Annotated in this window: 10 protein-coding genes and 1 tRNA gene; 6 read left to right on the top strand and 5 right to left on the bottom strand. The window is 63.9% G+C overall.

The window, feature by feature from the left end; genetic code table 11:
* Window positions 1-148: 148 nt before the first annotated feature.
* The 5 genes from ACVWXC_RS09955 (at window position 149) to ACVWXC_RS09975 (ending at window position 10,196) form a co-directional block, all read left to right on the top strand.
* Entirely contained in the window at window positions 149-1,291 is a 1,143-nt protein-coding gene (locus ACVWXC_RS09955) for a type IV pilus twitching motility protein PilT (RefSeq protein WP_099834829.1), read from the top strand.
* A 160-nt stretch (window positions 1,292-1,451) separates the two neighbouring features.
* On the top strand, window positions 1,452-2,678 hold the full coding sequence (locus tag ACVWXC_RS09960; RefSeq protein ID WP_457392409.1) for a type II secretion system F family protein: 1,227 nt from the start codon (window positions 1,452-1,454) through the stop codon (window positions 2,676-2,678).
* Window positions 2,679-2,729: 51 nt separating this feature from the next.
* Window positions 2,730-7,439 carry an alpha-2-macroglobulin family protein gene (locus tag ACVWXC_RS09965; RefSeq protein WP_457392406.1) on the top strand — a complete coding sequence of 1,570 codons (4,710 nt, stop codon included), beginning with the start codon at window positions 2,730-2,732 and terminating at the stop codon, window positions 7,437-7,439.
* 77 nt (window positions 7,440-7,516) lie between these two features.
* A complete protein-coding gene (locus ACVWXC_RS09970) occupies window positions 7,517-9,148 on the top strand; it encodes an alpha-D-glucose phosphate-specific phosphoglucomutase (protein WP_457392403.1) in 1,632 nt (543 codons plus the stop codon).
* 136 nt (window positions 9,149-9,284) lie between these two features.
* Window positions 9,285-10,196, top strand: a complete 912-nt coding sequence (locus ACVWXC_RS09975) for an alpha/beta fold hydrolase (protein WP_011430789.1) — start codon at window positions 9,285-9,287, stop codon at window positions 10,194-10,196.
* Here the strand turns inward: ACVWXC_RS09975 and ACVWXC_RS09980 are convergent.
* Entirely contained in the window at window positions 10,193-10,654 is a 462-nt protein-coding gene (locus ACVWXC_RS09980; RefSeq protein WP_011430790.1) for an HHL1-like protein, read from the bottom strand. The genes ACVWXC_RS09975 and ACVWXC_RS09980 overlap by 4 nt on opposite strands.
* 115 nt (window positions 10,655-10,769) lie before the next feature.
* Here ACVWXC_RS09980 and ACVWXC_RS09985 point away from each other — a divergent pair.
* A tRNA-Pro gene (locus ACVWXC_RS09985) sits at window positions 10,770-10,843 on the top strand.
* Between the two features lie 99 nt (window positions 10,844-10,942).
* Here ACVWXC_RS09985 and ACVWXC_RS09990 read toward each other — a convergent pair.
* The 4 genes from ACVWXC_RS09990 to xseA all read right to left on the bottom strand — a co-directional run bounded on the left by ACVWXC_RS09990 (window position 10,943) and on the right by xseA (window position 16,303).
* On the bottom strand, window positions 10,943-13,549 hold the full coding sequence (locus ACVWXC_RS09990) for a DUF3536 domain-containing protein (RefSeq protein ID WP_099813033.1): 2,607 nt from the start codon (window positions 13,547-13,549) through the stop codon (window positions 10,943-10,945).
* A gap of 330 nt (window positions 13,550-13,879) precedes the next feature.
* Window positions 13,880-14,749, bottom strand: a complete 870-nt coding sequence (folD, locus tag ACVWXC_RS09995; protein ID WP_457392400.1) for a bifunctional methylenetetrahydrofolate dehydrogenase/methenyltetrahydrofolate cyclohydrolase FolD — start codon at window positions 14,747-14,749, stop codon at window positions 13,880-13,882.
* 101 nt (window positions 14,750-14,850) lie between these two features.
* Complete coding sequence (gene xseB, locus ACVWXC_RS10000) at window positions 14,851-15,087, bottom strand: exodeoxyribonuclease VII small subunit (RefSeq protein WP_011430793.1); 237 nt, start codon at window positions 15,085-15,087, stop codon at window positions 14,851-14,853.
* Window positions 15,068-16,303 (bottom strand): exodeoxyribonuclease VII large subunit, encoded by a 1,236-nt coding sequence (gene xseA / locus ACVWXC_RS10005; RefSeq protein WP_011430794.1) that lies wholly within the window; start codon window positions 16,301-16,303, stop codon window positions 15,068-15,070. The genes xseB and xseA overlap by 20 nt, the downstream gene beginning before the upstream one ends.
* Between the last annotated feature and the right edge of the window lie 59 nt (window positions 16,304-16,362).

Consider the following 16,362-nt stretch of genomic DNA (forward strand, 5'->3'; position numbering starts at 1 on the left):
GCTCTTGACGCCGCCAAGGTGCTGATTATAACAGTCCTATACGAGTCCTGGAGGGTTGCCTCTAGCCCGGCTTTAGAAGGGTTTTTCATCGACAACTCCTAGGTCGAACCCAGCCTGACTCAGCTTACCGATTGGAGACACCAGCCCTATGCCACAACTCATGATCGAAGACCTGATGGAAGAAATCGTCCGCAGGGGCGGTTCTGACATCCACATCTCAGCCGGTTTGCCCCCCTATTTCCGCATCAATGGCGAACTCCAGCCAACCGAGCACGAGCCCCTCACCCCTGAGGAGGTGCAGCGGCTCATTTTCAGCATGTTGAACAACACCCAGCGCAAACACCTGGAGCAGAACTGGGAGTTGGACTGCTCCTACGGCGTGCGCGGGATCGGGCGCTTCCGCGTCAACGTCTACCGGGATCGCGGCACCTACGCCTGCGCCATGCGGGCGCTGGCCTCTGAGATCCCCAACATCGACAAGCTGGGCCTGCCGGATGTGTGTAAGGAGATGGCCCGTCTGCCTCGGGGCCTGGTGTTGGTGACCGGCCCGACGGGATCCGGCAAGTCCACCACTTTGGCCGCTATCATCGACTTCATCAACCGCGAGCGGGCCGAGCACATCCTCACCATCGAGGATCCCATCGAGTACATCTACACTCCCATCCGCAGCATCATCCACCAGCGGCAGTTGGGCGAAGACACCAAGAGCTTTGCCAATGCTCTGCGGGCGGCGATGCGGGAAGATCCGGATGTGATCCTGATCGGGGAGATGCGGGATCTAGAAACCATCCAGTTGGCCATCACCGCCGCCGAGACCGGCCACCTCTGCTTTGCCACGGTCCACACCAGCTCTGCCGCCCAGACGGTGGATCGCCTGGTGGACGTGTTCCCGCCGGAGCAGCAGCAGCAGATCCGCGTGCAGCTCTCCAACTCCCTCAAGGCCGTCTTCTCGCAAACTTTGGCCCGCCGCCTCAACCCCAAGCCGGGAGAGCCCGGGCGGGTGCTGGTGCAAGAGATCATGGTGGTGACGCCGGCCATTGCCAACCTGATTCGGGAGGGCAAGACCGCCCAGATCTACTCGGCCATCCAGACGGGCGGCAAGCAGGGCATGAAGACCCTGGAGCAGGATCTGGCCAACCTCTACCTGCAGGGCAAGATCGACTTCGAGACGGCCATGTCCAAGACCTCTCGCCCTGAGGAGTTGCAGCGGCTGTTGGGCAACGTTGCCGGGCCCTCGCCAGCCGCGGCAGCTCAACACCAGCGTCCAGCGGGGGTTGCCGTCCGTCGTTGAGCCGCAGCGCCGCGTCCCGGGGTGAGGTCTTCTTGCCGATCTCTGGCCGCCGCCTCAATTTGTGGCTAAGCTCTAGCTGAGAAAGTTAGTTGCCCAAAGTTCGGGGGCTGGATCCCACAACTCGAACCCTCTCATCATGAGTTTGAATCGGGGGTAAGCTATGCCGCGCTACAAGGTTCGGGGGTTAAAGGCCGGTCAGCTGGTACGCCTGACGGTGGTGGCCAACAACTTGACCGAGGCGCGTGCACGGCTGCGCCGAGAGGGCGTTTTTGCCAAGCCAGAGGACATTCAGGAAGAAAAGCCCTTTTTCTCGCTGGAGACCTCTTTTGATTTCTCGATGCTGGGATCCATCGACATTCGCGACAAGGCGGTGTTCTCGCGGCAATTTGCTGCCCTGATCAACGCCGGCGTGTCGATGGTGCGCTCCCTCACCATTATGGAGGAGCAAACCGGCAACCCCAAGCTCAAAAAATACCTGCGGGCGATTCGGGCGGAAGTGGAGGCGGGGAAAAACCTGTCCGATTCCATCCGCCCCTATCCGGATGCCTTTGACGGCCTCTACTGCAGCATGGTGCAGGCGGGGGAGGTGGGCGGCGTGCTGGACGAAGTGCTCAACCGCCTGGCCAAGCTGCTGGAGGACATGGATCGCCTGCAGAAGCAGATCAAGTCAGCCATGACCTACCCGGTGGTGGTGACGATCTTGGCTGTCTTGATTTTCTTGGGCATGGTGCTGTTTATCTTGCCCACGTTTGAGAGCATCTACAACGACTTGGGGGGTGAGCTGCCCGCCTTTACCCAGTTTTTCATCAACATCAGCAAGTTCCTGCGCACGCCCCAGTACAGCTTGGGCCTGGTGGGCTTTCTGGTGGCGGTCTTCTTTGCCTTCCGCCGCTTTTATCGCACCCCCGCCGGCAAGGAGACCATCGACGCGCTGGCCCTCAAGCTGCCCATTTTCGGGGATCTGATCCAGAAGTCGGCGGTGGCCCGTTTTTGCCGCACCTTTGGGGCCTTGACCCGCTCTGGGGTGCCGGTGCTGACTTCGTTGGAAATTGTGCGCGACACTTCCGGCAACCAGGTGGTGGCCAACGCCATCGACGCCGCCCGCCAATCCATCTCGGAAGGGGGCCAGATCGCCCCGGCCCTGGATAAGGCCAAGGTCTTCCCGATCATGGCCATCCAGATGATCAGCGTGGGCGAAGAGACGGGGGAGCTGGACGCGATGCTGATGAAGACAGCCGACTTCTACGAGCTGGAGGTGGAGGAGGCGGTGCGCGCCCTCACCAGCCTGCTGGAGCCGCTGATGATCGTGATCTTGGGGGGGATGGTGGGCTGCATCATCGTGGCCATGTACCTGCCGATGTTCAACGTGTTCGAGCTGGTGAAGTAGCGACCCCGTCCCCAGGGCAACCAGGACACATAGGGAGGAGGAAGGGATCCCATGCTGCGGCGCTGGTTGGTGGCCCTGGGGGTGTTCTTGGCCGTGGGGCTGGCGGTTTTGCTGTCGGAGCCGCCGACGGGATCCCTGACGGGGCGGGTGGAGCTGCCGGCAGGGGTGGCGCCGGGGAACGTCCAGGTGATTGCCGCCGGCCCGGTGAGCCGCAGCGTCAGCCCGTCTGCGGAGGGCGAGTATCGCTTGGATCAATTGCCCGTTGGGGAATACCGGGTGACGGTGCGGGGATCCGGCCTGGAAACCGTCTTCAGCGAGAGGCCTGTGCAGGTGCGGGAAGGGTCAGTAGCTTCTGCTCCTCTCCTGCGCCCGCAGCTTCTGCCCCCCAGCCTCTACCTATACAGCACCAGCCAGGTGTTCACGACCGCCGAGCCGGCGCGGCTGGAGTGGAGGGCCAGTGGCTTGAGGGCGGTGCAGTTTGCCGTTTACCGCTTTTCCCTGGCCGATCTGGAGGGATCCCCTCGCTTGCGGAATTTGGCCCTCGGCTACGGATCCCTGGATCCGGATTTGTATTCCACCCTGCGAGGAGAGCTGCTGCGCCGTTGGCAGCAGCCGCTGGGGGGAGAAGAGGTGACCCGCACCTTGGATCTGGGGATCCTGCCGCCGGGGGCCTACTGGCTGGAGGCGGAAGGACAGGAGCCGCTGAACCCGAGTGCACCTTTGCCCCGTTCTGAGGAGTGGCTTTTGGTAAGCGACCTGGGCCTAATCCAGAAACAGGATGCCAGCCAGTTGGTGGTGCAGGCGGTGCATTTGCAGGAATTGCGTCCTCTGCCGGGGATCCAGATCCAAGTTTTTGGGGAGTGGGGGGATCCCTTGACGGCCACCACCGACGAGGAGGGGCTGGCCCAGTTTAGCTTGCCGGCGGGGGAGAGATCCTCGTTGGTGGTCTATGGCCGCAGCGCCGACAACACGTTGCAGGTTTTGTCCCGCAGCTACACCTACGGCTGGAACCAGCCGTACCGCATCTACGCCTACCCAGACCGCCCCCTCTACCGCCCCGGCCAGACGGTCTATTTTCGCGCCCTGGTGCGGGAGCAAGGCCGCCTCACCCCGCCCCCGGCAGGCCAGCCGCTGCAAGTAACCCTCGCCGCTCCCAACGGCGATGTGCTGGAGGAGCAGACCCTGGCCACCAACGCTTTCGGCAGCGTCCACGGGCAGTTTCAATTGCCGGAAGAAACCCCCCTGGGCAGCTACAGCCTAGAGTGGCAGTTCCAGGGATCCAGCCGCGAGTCCACCGACTTTGGGGTGGCAGCCTACCGCAAACCGGAGTTTGAGGTGACGGTGGTGCCCGACCGGCCTTGGCTGGCGCGGGGGGGATCCCTGAAGGCTCAGGTGGAGGCCGAGTATCTTTTCGGCGCGCCGGTGGCCCAGGCCCAGTTGCGCTATCGGGTTTACAGCAGCCCCGACTGGAGCCTGCGCTATGGGCTGTTGCCCCGTTCTGCGGCAGAAGACTATTTTGCCAATGACCTGGGAGAGGAACCGGCCTACTACGGCGGCTACGGGCGGCTGGTGGCGGAAGGGGAAGGGGTGACAGATGCCCAAGGGCGGGCGGAGTTTCGCCTGGATCGCCTGCTGCAGGATCTCAACTGGGAAGAAGACAGCTACTGGGGCCCCCAAGAGGTGCAGCAACTGCGCATCGAGGTGGAGGTGACCGATATCAGCCGCCGGACGGTAACAGGATCGGCGCGGGCCTGGGTCACGGCTGGCGAATTTGCTCTGTTTGCGGAAGTGAACCGCCATCTGCCCGCTCCGGGGGATACCCTCACCTACCGGCTGCAAGCCCGCGATTACGATGGCCGCCCCGTCAGCGCCACCGGAGAGCTGAGCCTGGAGCGCTGGCGCTGGGATCCCAAGAGCAGCACCTACCAACGGCAAGGTACCCTGCTGCGGCAGCCTTTTCAGATCGTCAACGGGGAAGGCAGCCTCACCCTCAGCTTGCCCGCCGACCTGGAGCCGGGAGACTACCGGGTGCGGTTGACGGCATGGGATCCCCGCCGCCGTCGCGTGCAGGAGGTCGCCTCTCTCTGGGTGGTGGAGCCGGGCAGCCCCCTGCAAAGCTGGGGATCCCTGCCCAGCCTGGAGGTGGTGGCGGATCGCCAGATCTACGAAGTGGGGGAAGAGGCCCAGATCCTGATCGCCTCGCCGCTGCCGGATCTGCCGGTGCTGGTGGGCCTGGAGGGATCCCGGCTGCACCAGGTACAACTGCTGCGCCTGCAGGGGCATACGGCCACCCTGCGCCTGCCCATCCGGGAGGAGTATCGCCCCAACCTCTACGTCACCGCCACTGTCGTTGGCCCAGAGCGGCGGCTGTACCAGAACGAGGCGCTGCTGCGGGTCTCGCCGCTGGATCGCTTTTTGCAGGTGGAGCTGCAGACGGATAAGCCCACCTACCAGCCGGGGGAGACGGCCCGAATTCAAATCCGCACCCGCAATGCCCAAGGGCAGCCGGTCAGCGCCGAGGTGGGGCTGGGGATCGTGGACAATGCCCTCTACCTGCTCCGGCCCGACTTTACCCCCGATATCCGCCGCTTCTTCTACGGGCGCCAGGACAACCAAGTCACCACCACCACCTCTTTCCCGCAACAATATCCCGGCGGCGCCGACAAGCTGGCCGTCCAGGTGCGGGAAGACTTTCGCGACACGGCTGCCTGGTTCCCGGATCTGGTTACCGACGCCGATGGCCTGGCCCAGGTAGAGGTGCGCTGGCCGGATAACCTGACCACCTGGCGCTTGACTGCCCGCGCCGCCACCGCCGACACCCAGGTGGGATCCGCCCTGGCCAGCGTCGCCGTCAGCAAAGACCTCTTGGTGCGCCTGGCCACCCCTCGCTTTTTCCAGGTGGGGGATCAACTCACCTTGGCCGCTGTTGTGCAAAATCGCACCACAAAAGCCCAGGCGGTGGAGGTGGGGCTGGAAGTGCCCGCCAACTTGGCGTTGCAAGGCCCGGATCGACAACGCCTTACCGTGCCGGCCCAGAGGGCGGAGCGGGTGGAATGGCCCCTGCGGGTGCTGGGGGCCGGCGAGACCCCCCTGCGGGTTTGGGCACAAGGGGAGGGGCTGCAGGATGCGCTGCAACTGCGGATCCCCAGTCAGCCCTTAGGGGCAGTGCACCGCTTCTTCCAAACGGGGCGGCTGCAGGAGGATGGCCTTGAGCTGCCTTTGGATTGGCCGGCCACCTGGGTGCCGGGATCCCGACACCTGCATCTGGAACTGGCCGCCAGCCCCGCAGCGGAGCTGTTGGGGCCCTTGGACTACCTGGTGCAGTTCCCCTACGGTTGCACCGAGCAGACTTTGAGCCGCTTTTTGCCCGCCTTGGCGGTGGCCCAGGCCGGCGAGCAGTTGGGCCTCAGCTTGCGCTTGCCCACCCTGGAGCGGCTGCCGCGGGTGGTTCGGGCCGGCCTGCAGCGGCTGGAGGAATCCCAGAACTACGACGGCGGCTGGGGCTGGTGGGCCTACGACACCAGCAACCCCTACCTGACCGCCTACATCCTGCAGGGCTATCATCTCGCCCAGGCCGCCGGCTACGCCCTCAAGGAGTGGCGGGTGCAGCGGGCTTTGGAGTATCTGGCTGGGCAGCCGTTCCAACGCCTCTCCCCCGATCTGCGGGCCTTTGTGGCCTACAGCCTGGCCCTCTGGGATCCGGCGCTGGTGACTGCCGAGCTGCCGCCGCCGCCGCAGCTTTCCACCTTTGGCCTGGCCTACCGCGGCCTGGCCGCCCTGCAACGGGGCCAGCGGGATCTCGCCCAGGCGGCTCTGGAGGAAGGTCTGCAACGGCGACAAAGGGATCCCCAGGGCCGCTGGTTTATTCCTGCCGCCTCCGCTCCGCCAGCCGGGGAACGCCCCACCTACGACGACCTGGAGGTGGCCGGGCCCCTCCTGCAACTGGCCGTGCGCCTCCAGGATGGCCGCGCCGGGGAGATCGCCACCGCCCTTCTCCAGCAACGGCAGGACAACCGCTGGCGCACCACCAAAGCCACCGCCGACGCCCTCCTGGGCCTGGTGGCCCACTACCAAGCCCAGCAACAGCAACAGCCTGGCCCCCGCCAGGTGCGGGTGCAAGATGGGGTAAGCGGGGCGCAACTGGCCCAGTGGCAGGCCGGTCCTCAGGATCCTCGCCAGGTGCTGGACTGGGACGACGCCGAAGTGAGTAACCTGCGCCGCCTGCGCCTGGAAAAATCCGGCCCCGGTCCCCTCTACTACAGCCTGCGGGGAGAGGCCTTTCTGCCGGAGCTGCCGCCCCCCGACAGCCAGGGCTTCACGGTGAGCCGCCGCTACTTCCGCCTACAGCCCCAGCCCCAAGCCAATGGCGAGATCCGCTACCGGGAACAGCTCCTGCGCCCTGGCGAGGCGGTGCGGGCGGGCGAGGTGCTCCTGGCCCGGCTGACGGTGGAAGCTGAGCGGGATAGCCACTACGTGGTGATCGAGGATCCCTTGCCCAGCGGCGCCGAGATCACCTCCCGGGATCCGCGAGGGCTTGCCGCCGACTACTGGTGGGACTGGTTTTGGGCCCATCAAGAGAACCGGGACGACCGGGTGGCCTTCTTCAGCACCGAGCTCAAGCGGGGCCGCCACGAGTTCGTCTACCTCTTCCGTCCCGAGATCCCTGGCCAATTCCAGGTGGCCCCTGCCCTTGTCGAGGAGATGTACGATCCCAGCCGCTATGGCCGCAGCGCTGGCCAGGCGCTCAAAGTCCTGCCCTGAGCTTGAAGCTGCCCAGGGATCCTCCCTAGAGGCCCCAACGATGAGATAGTAGAGGGGCGAGCAGAGTTGGGCAGCCTATGATCCTGCGCACCGTGGCCACCATCCCTTTTCCCGACCAAAAGCCGGGCACCTCCGGCCTGCGCAAGCCGGTGCAGGTGTTCCAGCAGCCCCACTACCTGGAGAACTTCATCCAATCCACCTTTGACGTCCTCGAGGGATCCGCCGGCCAAACCCTGGTGGTGGGCGGAGACGGCCGCTACTACAACCGGGAAGCCATCCAGATCCTGCTCAAGATGGCAGCAGCCAACGGCATCGGGCGAGTACTGCTGGGCCGGGGGGGGATCCTCTCCACGCCAGCGGTTTCCTGCTTAATTCGCAAATACGGGGCCTACGGCGGCATCATCCTCTCCGCCAGCCACAACCCCGGCGGTCCGCAAGGAGACTTTGGCATCAAGTACAACATCGGCAACGGCGGCCCCGCCCCGGAGAAGGTGACCGAGGCCATCTACGCCCGCACCCAGCGGATCCGCGAGTACCGCATCCTGCAAGCCCCGGATGTGGACCTGGATCGCCTAGGGGAGCAACGGCTGGGATCCCTGACGGTTTCCGTCATCGACCCGGTGGCCGACTATCTAGGCCTAATGCAGCGCCTGTTTGATTTCGACGCCATCCGCGACTACCTGGCCTCCGGGGTTCGCATCGCTTTCGACGCCATGCACGCCGTCACTGGCCCCTATGCCCACGCCATTCTGGAGAAAGCTCTAGGAGCGCCCCAGGGCAGTGTCCTCAACGGCCAGCCGCTGCCGGATTTTGGCGGCCTCCACCCAGATCCCAACCTGGTGCACGCCCGCGCCCTGGTGGAGCTGCTGTTTCGGGAGGATGGGCCGGATTTCGGCGCTGCCTCCGACGGGGATGGGGATCGCAACATGATCCTGGGCCGCCGCTTCTACGTGACCCCCAGCGACAGCCTGGCGGTGTTGGCCGCCAACGCCCACCGGGTGCCCGGCTACCGGGAGGGGCTGGCGGGGATCGCCCGCTCCATGCCCACCAGCCAGGCAGCAGACCGGGTGGCGGCCAAGCTGGGGATCCCTTGCTACGAAACCCCTACGGGCTGGAAATTTTTCGGCAACCTCCTGGATGCCGGCAAAGTCACCCTCTGCGGCGAGGAGAGCTTCGGCACCGGCTCCCACCACATCCGGGAAAAAGACGGCCTCTGGGCTGTCCTCTTTTGGCTCAACATCCTCGCCGTGCGGCGCCAGTCGGTGCGGCAGATTGTGGAAGACCACTGGCGCACCTACGGGCGCAACTTCTACTCCCGCCACGACTACGAGGGGCTACCGGTGGAGGTGGCCGAGGAGCTGATGGAGCACTTGCGGCGCTCCGTGGCAAGCTGGGTGGGGCAGCGCTTTGGCTCCCAAACAGTAGCCTATGCCGATGACTTCAGCTACACCGATCCCGTGGACGGCAGCACCAGCCGCAACCAGGGGATCCGCATCGGCTTTGAGGACGGCTCCCGCATCGTCTACCGCCTTTCCGGCACCGGCACCCACGGGGCCACCCTGCGGGTGTACTTGGAGCGGTTTGAGCCGGATCCCAGCCGGCACGGCCTGGATCCCCAGGTGGCCCTGGCCGAGCTGATCCAACTGGCGGATCACTTCGCCCAGATCCGCGCCCGCACCGGTCGGCAGCAGCCGGATGTGATCACCTGAGAGTTCTGCCGAGAAGCTAGATCTCTCTGGGGGGAGGGATTGGGGGCAATGGCCGTCAGAGAAAGACGCTCGAGAGTGGCGGTAGGATGAGGAGGTGGGGACCCTTCCACAACGCCTCCACATCTTTTTTCTGTCTGTGTTCACTGCTCCTCCTGCGAGTTTGGCAGCCGATCCCATTGCCCCTTTTGCTCCCCAAACCTGGAGCTGGCGGGGTCACGCCATTCGCTACGTCGTCCAGGGATCTGGCTCCCCACTGATTTTGGTGCATGGCTTTGGGGCCTCCATTGGCCACTGGCGGCACAACATCCCTGTGCTAGCGGCGGCGGGATACCGAGTCTATGCTTTGGATTTGCTGGGGTTTGGCGGCTCGGCCAAGCCGGCCCTTGCCTACAGTCTGGAGCTGTGGGCCGAGCTGCTGGCGGATTTTTGGCGGCAGCATGTGCGGCAGCCGGCGGTGTTCATCGGCAACTCTATCGGCGCCTTGCTCAGCTTGCTCATGGCTGCCCGCTATCCCCAGCTTGTTGCTGGAGCCGTGCTGCTCAACTGTGCCGGCGGTCTCAACCACCGCTCCCACGAGCTCAGCCCGCTGGCCCGCCTTTTCATGGCCACCTTCACTGCTCTGGTGGCCTCGCCGGTCACGGGGCCCCTTCTGTTTGATTGGGTGCGGCAGCGGCAGCGGATCCGCGCCACTCTGAAACAGGTGTACTGCAACCCTGCCGCCATCACTGACGAGCTGGTGGAGATCCTCTACGCCCCTTCCTGTGAGCCGGGAGCGCAGCAGGTGTTTGCCGCTGTTCTCACGGCTCCCCCTGGCCCTACGCCGGAAGCGTTGCTGCCCCAGGTGCGCTGTCCGCTGCTGGTGATTTGGGGGGAACGGGATCCCTGGACGCCTATTCAGCGGGGTCGCGGCTTTCAAAACCATGTGCAGGGGATCGACTACCAATTTTTCCCTCTTCCCGATACGGGCCATTGCCCCCACGACGAGCGCCCAGAGATTGTCAACCCCTTGATTTTGAGCTGGCTACCCAAAGCCTTTGCCACGGCTTAGCCTTTCTTGGAGGCTTGGGTAGTTCTTTTGCCCAGGCCCAGCCACTTGCGCACCCTGTCTATCCAGCTCTGAAGGGGCGAAGGCTGGGGCCGAACTGCCACCTGAATGGGCTCGTCTTGAAACTCTTTGTCCTTAAGGCGAAAGCCAAACTCCAGCTCGTCTTTGACTTTGCTAAGACGGGGAAAGAGGCGGACGGCTGCTTTTTTGAGCTCTTCCTCGTTTTGGAAGATGGCCTGGTGGATGGCGCTGGAGCGACTGACCGCCAGGGATCCCACGGGCAGCCAGGGGTTGGGTTTGCCGGGCTCAGCTTGGCGGCGCCGGGCAAAAATGGCGAACTCCGGCATCCCCTTGGCTTTCAGCTCGTCGTAGCGTTTGGCGGCTTCCTTGCGCTTGGCCGTGTTGGCCTTGGCCGGTTTCTTCTCTGGCTTGGATTGGCTGAAACCCTTAGGCTGACTCATACTCCAGTAGGGCAACGGTGGATCCCCATAGCTTAGCGCAGAACGACTCCCGCCCGCGGGAAGATGCCATGCATGGCATGCTATACTTACAAAGTCTTGGATTTGGATTGCTCCTCGGGATGTAGCGCAGCTTGGTAGCGCACTTCGTTCGGGACGAAGGGGTCGCAGGTTCGAATCCTGTCATCCCGATAGATTCAGGAAAATGCGGGGCAACGGCCATCCTTCGAGCCTAAGGCCCTCTTCCCCTTGGGCAGCAGAGGGGCAAAAGCGCAGCCTGCGGCACTCAGATCACTGGTGGGGTTGTAGGTGACGCAGCCAGGCGTTGACGTTAACGCGGAGCCGCTGCCCAAGCTGGAAGAGGCGGCGCAAGGTTTCGCCAGGGATCTCCTGGCCTTCTTCTCGAAGGTGGGTTGGGCCGCTCGCGCTCCCTTCAGCCAGATGCAGTTGAAGTTCTCTCTGCCGTTCCAGACCCAGCAGGTAGAGCTCCTGGAGGCGATCCAGGTTGATGGGCAGGCGCAGATCGTCAGCTAGTTTTAGCCACTCCTCCAGGTTGTGGAGCTGTTCGCCAAAGCTCTCCGGCTCAAAATCGTGGGCAAGGTGCCACATCCCCCGCTGCAAGAGCCGATCCAAAACCCGGGCCGCCTCCTCCCGCCGCAACTGACACCCCAACTGCTCCGCCTCGCGGGCGATTGCCCGCAACTCCAGCAGGTGATCCTGCTTGCCCCCTTCCACTTCCATCGCCCGCAAGCTGCTCAACAGGCGCTGGTTGAGAGTGATCTGCGCGGCAGCCAACAGCTCTTCCGGGATCGGCAGGCCATCGGCCCGAAAAGCCATCAAAACCCCGTAATTTTCCAGGTAGGTTTGGCGATAGAGCTGGGCCAGGCGATCTAACGTGTCTTGGGTAAGCCAGCGCAGCATCTGCTGCCGGTCTTCCTCAATCAGGGCGTTGAGGTCAAAGGTTTCCGGGCCAAACAGCTCTTGCAGGGTTAGGACTAGCTGGATGCGGCTGCGGGATCCAGATAGCAGGGTGGCTTTCAACTGCTCGTAGCTGCGCCGCCCTGTAAACGGCTTAACCCCACACTGAAAGTCCCAGCCGCCCAGATGGAGGAGAGCGTAGATGAGGTCGTGCTCTTCGCCGGTGTTGGGAAAGGCGAGCTTCACCCGCCCGACGAGCAGTGTGGATCCCCCTATAGCCAGGCGCTCCTGATCCACCGGCTCCAGCATATATCCGGGGGCTCGGGGCATGCCGTTGCACAGGGAAAGCAGGGCGTGCTGGGCCACCAGCCGCTGTGGGCTGATCAAAGCGGGGCGCACCAAAGCCCAGTAAACCCCCTTGCCATCTCTGTATAGGTCGAGGTTACTGGGAGCCTTGCTCAAGCGGCCCAGAAACTCTTCTTCCAGATCCACATCCGCCACTGCTGCCGCCAGCTCGATGGCCCGCGCCGCGTAGCGCAGGATCTGCACTCCCTCAGGACGCGAGAGCTCCTCGAAGAACCAGCCGCAACTGGTAAACATCAACTGGCCGTAGCGCTGCATCTCCAGTAGGCGCAGCACCTGCACTCGGTCTTCGGCAGTGAGGCGGTGGCTCTGGTGCTCCTGCAAAAACGCCTCGCAGCGCTCCCGATCCAAGATCACCTCGATGTAGCGATCCCGGGCCAGCCAGGGATCCCGCAGGTAGGCCTTGGCCTCCGTCTCGTAGATCTCGGCCAACTGATCCCGCAGCCAGTTGAGGGCCTCCCGCAGCGGTTGCCGCCAGCGCTGGTGCCAGCCTGGAACCGCCCCACAGCCGCAGTCGCGCGACCACCGTCCTACCCCGTGGGCGCAGCTCCAGGCGGTGACCGGCTTCAGTTGCACCTCCCAGGTGGGGGGATGGTGGCTGAGGAAGTGGCCGTAGTTGCCCACCTGCCACCCCCGCCGGGGAAACTCTTCGCAAAAGGCGTAGGCCAGCGTGCGCTCCACGCTGCGCTTGTGGTGGCCAAAGGTCTCGCCATCGGTAGCACAGTTGATCAGATAGGGTTCCCCTTTTCTGTCAGGGCGGATGGCCAGCCGGATCCGCTCCGCCAGCGACTGGGTGCTGTAGACGATATCGCCAAAGCCAAGATCCCGGGAGATAGGGCCATCAAAAAAGAAAATGTCCAGGTAGCCGCTGCGATCCGGGGTAAAGCAGCGGTAGGGCCGGCTGGGATCGATCTGACCCTGGCTGACATCGATCCATTCCGTTTGACCCAAAGGACGAATGCGCTGCGCCTGGCTGGGTGCCAAGATGACAAAGCGGATCCCGCAGTCGACTAAGGCTTTAACCGTTGCCGCATCGATGGCGGTTTCCGCCAGCCACATGCCCTCGGGAAAGCGGCCAAAGCGATGCTGGAAATCGGCAATCCCCCAGCGGATCTGGGTGTACTTGTCCCGCTCGTTGGCCAAGGGCAGGATGACGTGGTTGTAGACCTGGGCGATGGCATTGCCATGCCCCTCCAGCCGCTCGGCGCTGAGGCGGTCGGCAGTCAAGATGCGTTGGTACACTTCAACATCGTGCTCCTCCAACCAGGAGAGGAGAGTGGGGCCAAAGTTAAAACTCAAGAATTCGTAGTTATTGACAATGCGCACCACCCGCCCCTGCTCGTCCAGGATGCGGGCAAAGGCGTTGGGACGATAACACTCCGCCAGAATGCGCTCGTTCCAGTCGTGGAAGGGGGCAGCGCTGGGCTGGCGCTCAATGCGGTTTAGCCAGGGATCCTCCCGCGGCGGCTGGTAGAAATGACCGTGCAGCACCACGTAGGGAGCGGTGGTTGTAGCTCGCGGAGGCGGAGAGCTAGCATCAGCTAAAAAGGGAGCCGGATCCCCTTGCCCTGATTCGGCCGCCGGCATAGAGGCGTTTTTGGAGCCACTCGGCAGCATGAGACCCTACTCCTTGCCCGCCCTCGGAGCTTCAGTTCTGGGGAGACGGGCTGCTAGTTAACCTAAGTTCATATCCATACGTTACAGCGATCCCCGATCTGCGACTGTCAACGTAAAGGACTTGGACAAAAATTTGACGGCGAATAACTATTGCTTAGCAATCTTCTTGCGTTCCCCCAGCGAAGACTCTTGAGCAAGCCCGAAGATGACCCGATCTCACTGCCACTCGGAGTAACAAGCTATACAAAAAGCCTCACTGATGTCTCCAAGGCTCCCTCCTGGTGGCCGGCCATTGGCAGTTGTTCATGGATTTTGAGGACAGCTTCCAGGCTACAGGTGGCTGCGAAGCTTGTAGCTTTCCAGGGTGTTGGCCAGCAGCATCGTCACCGTCATCGGCCCCACGCCGCCTGGTACAGGCGTGATGGCAGCGGCCCGCTCTTTGACCGCTTCGTAGTCCACATCTCCCACCAACTGCTCAGATCCGTCAGGGTCTTGGATACGGTTAATGCCTACATCGACAACCACGGCGCCCGGCTTCACCATGTCTGCCGTGAGCAAGCGAGGACGCCCTACAGCCATGACCACAATGTCGGCACTGCGGGTTACTTCGGCCAGGTTGGGTGTACGGGAGTGGGCCACGGTAACCGTTGCGTCGGCGGCCAACAACATCAGGCTCAGGGGCTTGCCCACCAGGAGGCTGCGGCCGACCACCACCGCTTTTCGTCCGGCAATGGGGATCCCTTCCGCTTGCAACAGGCGCATCACACCTAGAGGCGTACAACTGCGCAGGCCGGGCTCGCCGCGCACTAGCCGGCCCAGGTTGAGGGGGTGGAGACCGTCCACGTCTTTGGCGGGGTCGATGGCCAGAAGGGGCGGGATGGGATCCCAGCCGGGGGGCAGAGGCAGTTGCACGAGGATGCCGTCGACGCGCTCGTCCTGGTTGAGTTGGGCGATGGCGTCGAGCAGATGGGCGGGGGAGTCTTGGGCGGAAAAATGGCGGCCAAAGGAGGCAATGCCCACTCGCTCACAGGCCCGCTCTTTGCCGCGCACATAGGCAGCACTGGCGGGATCCTCCCCCACCCGCAGCACCGACAATCCCGGCGGACGCCCCACCCGCGGCAGCCAAGCTTGCACCTGAGCGGCCATCTCGGCTTGCAGCCGGCCAGCCAAGGCTTTGCCATCCAGGATCTTGGCAGACATGGGGGCCCCAGAAGACATCTTGACAACTTGACGATTGTTACGGGTCGAGCATTGTCCGTCAAGCCTCGGCGCAGCAAAGAGGCGACGGCAGAGCGGGATCCCTAGAATGCTTGCCAGTCTTCGTCGTCTTGGTTCAATTCCTCGATGAGGATCTCCACCTGCTGCCGCTTTTCCTCCAAAAACTCGGCGCAGCGCTTCAGGGTCTGGGCGGCCTGTTGGAAGCGCTCCACCACCTCCGCCAGATCCAGCTCTCCCGATTCGATCTGGGCAATCAGACTTTCCACTTCGGCGATGGCTGCTTCGTAGCGCCAGGGATCCTCACGTTTGCGGCGGCTCATGGCTCTCCTCCACTCGGGCCCAGAGGCTGCCCGAGGCCAGTTGTATCCTCAGCCGGGTCTGGGGCGGCAGGCGGTGGCTGCGGACCAGGGATCCCCGCTCGTCGCGCACCAGGGCATAGCCCCGCCTGAGAACGGCGGCAGGATCGAGGGCTTGCAGGTGCTGCTGGAGAGCTTGGTGGCGCTGTTGCTGCTGCTGGAGACGGTGGCGCACGGCCTGGACCAGGCGCTGCTGCTGTTGGGCTAGGCGCTCCTGGGCCTGCTGCAGCAGCCGCTCCGGATGCACCTGGGCTAGGCGGCGCTGGGCGTGGTGCCAACGCTGTTCAGCTTTTTCCAGAGCATGCAGGGTGCGCTCGACAAGCTGCTGGCGCAACTGGAATGCCTGGCGCTGCAGTTCCCGCAGATCGGGCACAACTCGCTCGGCGGCCGCTGTGGGGGTGTGCGCCGCATAGTCAGCAGCGTAGTCAGCTAAGGTCTCATCCCGCTGGTGGCCGATCCCGGTCACCACCGGAATGGAGCACTCGGCAATGGCCCGCACCACCCGCTCGTCGTTAAAGCAGGCCAAGTCCTCGCCGGATCCGCCCCCCCGGGCCACGATCAGCACTTCCGCCCGCCCGTCCCGCTCCACCCGGCGAATGGCCCGCACAATCGACTCCGGGGCCGCCTCCCCCTGCACCTGGGCTGGCGCAAACAGCACCCGCAGCCCGGGGTAGCGCTGGTTGAGGGTGCGGCGGATATCGCCCCAGCCAGCGGCGTCGGGAGAGCTGACGACGGCAATACACTGAGGGTGGGTGGGCAGGGGCCGCTGGTTGTCGAACAGGCCTTCGGCGGCAAGGCGGGCCTTAAGCTGCTGAAACCGCCACGCCAACAGCCCCTCGCCCGCCGGCAGCAGTTGCCAGATAACCAGGCGGTAGTAGCTGCCGCCGCTGTAGATGCCAAGTTGACCCAGGGCCAGCACCCGTTGCCCCACTTCTGGCCAGAAGCTGAGCCGGGCAGTCTGACTTTGCCACACAACCCCCTTGAGGAGGTCGCCGCTTTCCGGATCCACCAGGGTCAGGAACAGGTGGCCGTTGCGGCTGCGCTGGCAACTGGAGACTTCTCCCACCACCCACAGCCTGGCCAGGTAGGGATCCCCGGCCAGCAGCGATTTCAAGTAGCCGGACACTCCCCCCACCGAGAGCAGGGGCAAGCCTCTAGTCCTGAATTTACTGAACAACATATTGTCTTACGGAACTAAAATAGCCATACTGAATTAAGCGTGCTGCCGCGGCTATCCCA

It is taken from the genome of Thermostichus sp. OS-CIW-20 (genome assembly GCF_054061455.1).

Excerpts from the sequence above, each read along its gene's own strand:
- ACVWXC_RS09955 (WP_099834829.1), top strand. The coding sequence starts at position 149 with ATGCCACAACTCATGATCGAAGACCTGATGGAAGAAATCGTCCGCAGG.
- ACVWXC_RS09965 (WP_457392406.1), top strand. The coding sequence starts at position 2,730 with ATGCTGCGGCGCTGGTTGGTGGCCCTGGGGGTGTTCTTGGCCGTGGGG.
- ACVWXC_RS09960 (WP_457392409.1), top strand. The coding sequence starts at position 1,452 with ATGCCGCGCTACAAGGTTCGGGGGTTAAAGGCCGGTCAGCTGGTACGC.
- folD (WP_457392400.1), bottom strand. The coding sequence starts at position 14,749 with ATGTCTGCCAAGATCCTGGATGGCAAAGCCTTGGCTGGCCGGCTGCAA.
- ACVWXC_RS09970 (WP_457392403.1), top strand. The coding sequence starts at position 7,517 with ATGATCCTGCGCACCGTGGCCACCATCCCTTTTCCCGACCAAAAGCCG.
- xseA (WP_011430794.1), bottom strand. The coding sequence starts at position 16,303 with ATGTTGTTCAGTAAATTCAGGACTAGAGGCTTGCCCCTGCTCTCGGTG.
- xseB (WP_011430793.1), bottom strand. The coding sequence starts at position 15,087 with ATGAGCCGCCGCAAACGTGAGGATCCCTGGCGCTACGAAGCAGCCATC.
- ACVWXC_RS09990 (WP_099813033.1), bottom strand. The coding sequence starts at position 13,549 with ATGCTGCCGAGTGGCTCCAAAAACGCCTCTATGCCGGCGGCCGAATCA.
- ACVWXC_RS09980 (WP_011430790.1), bottom strand. The coding sequence starts at position 10,654 with ATGAGTCAGCCTAAGGGTTTCAGCCAATCCAAGCCAGAGAAGAAACCG.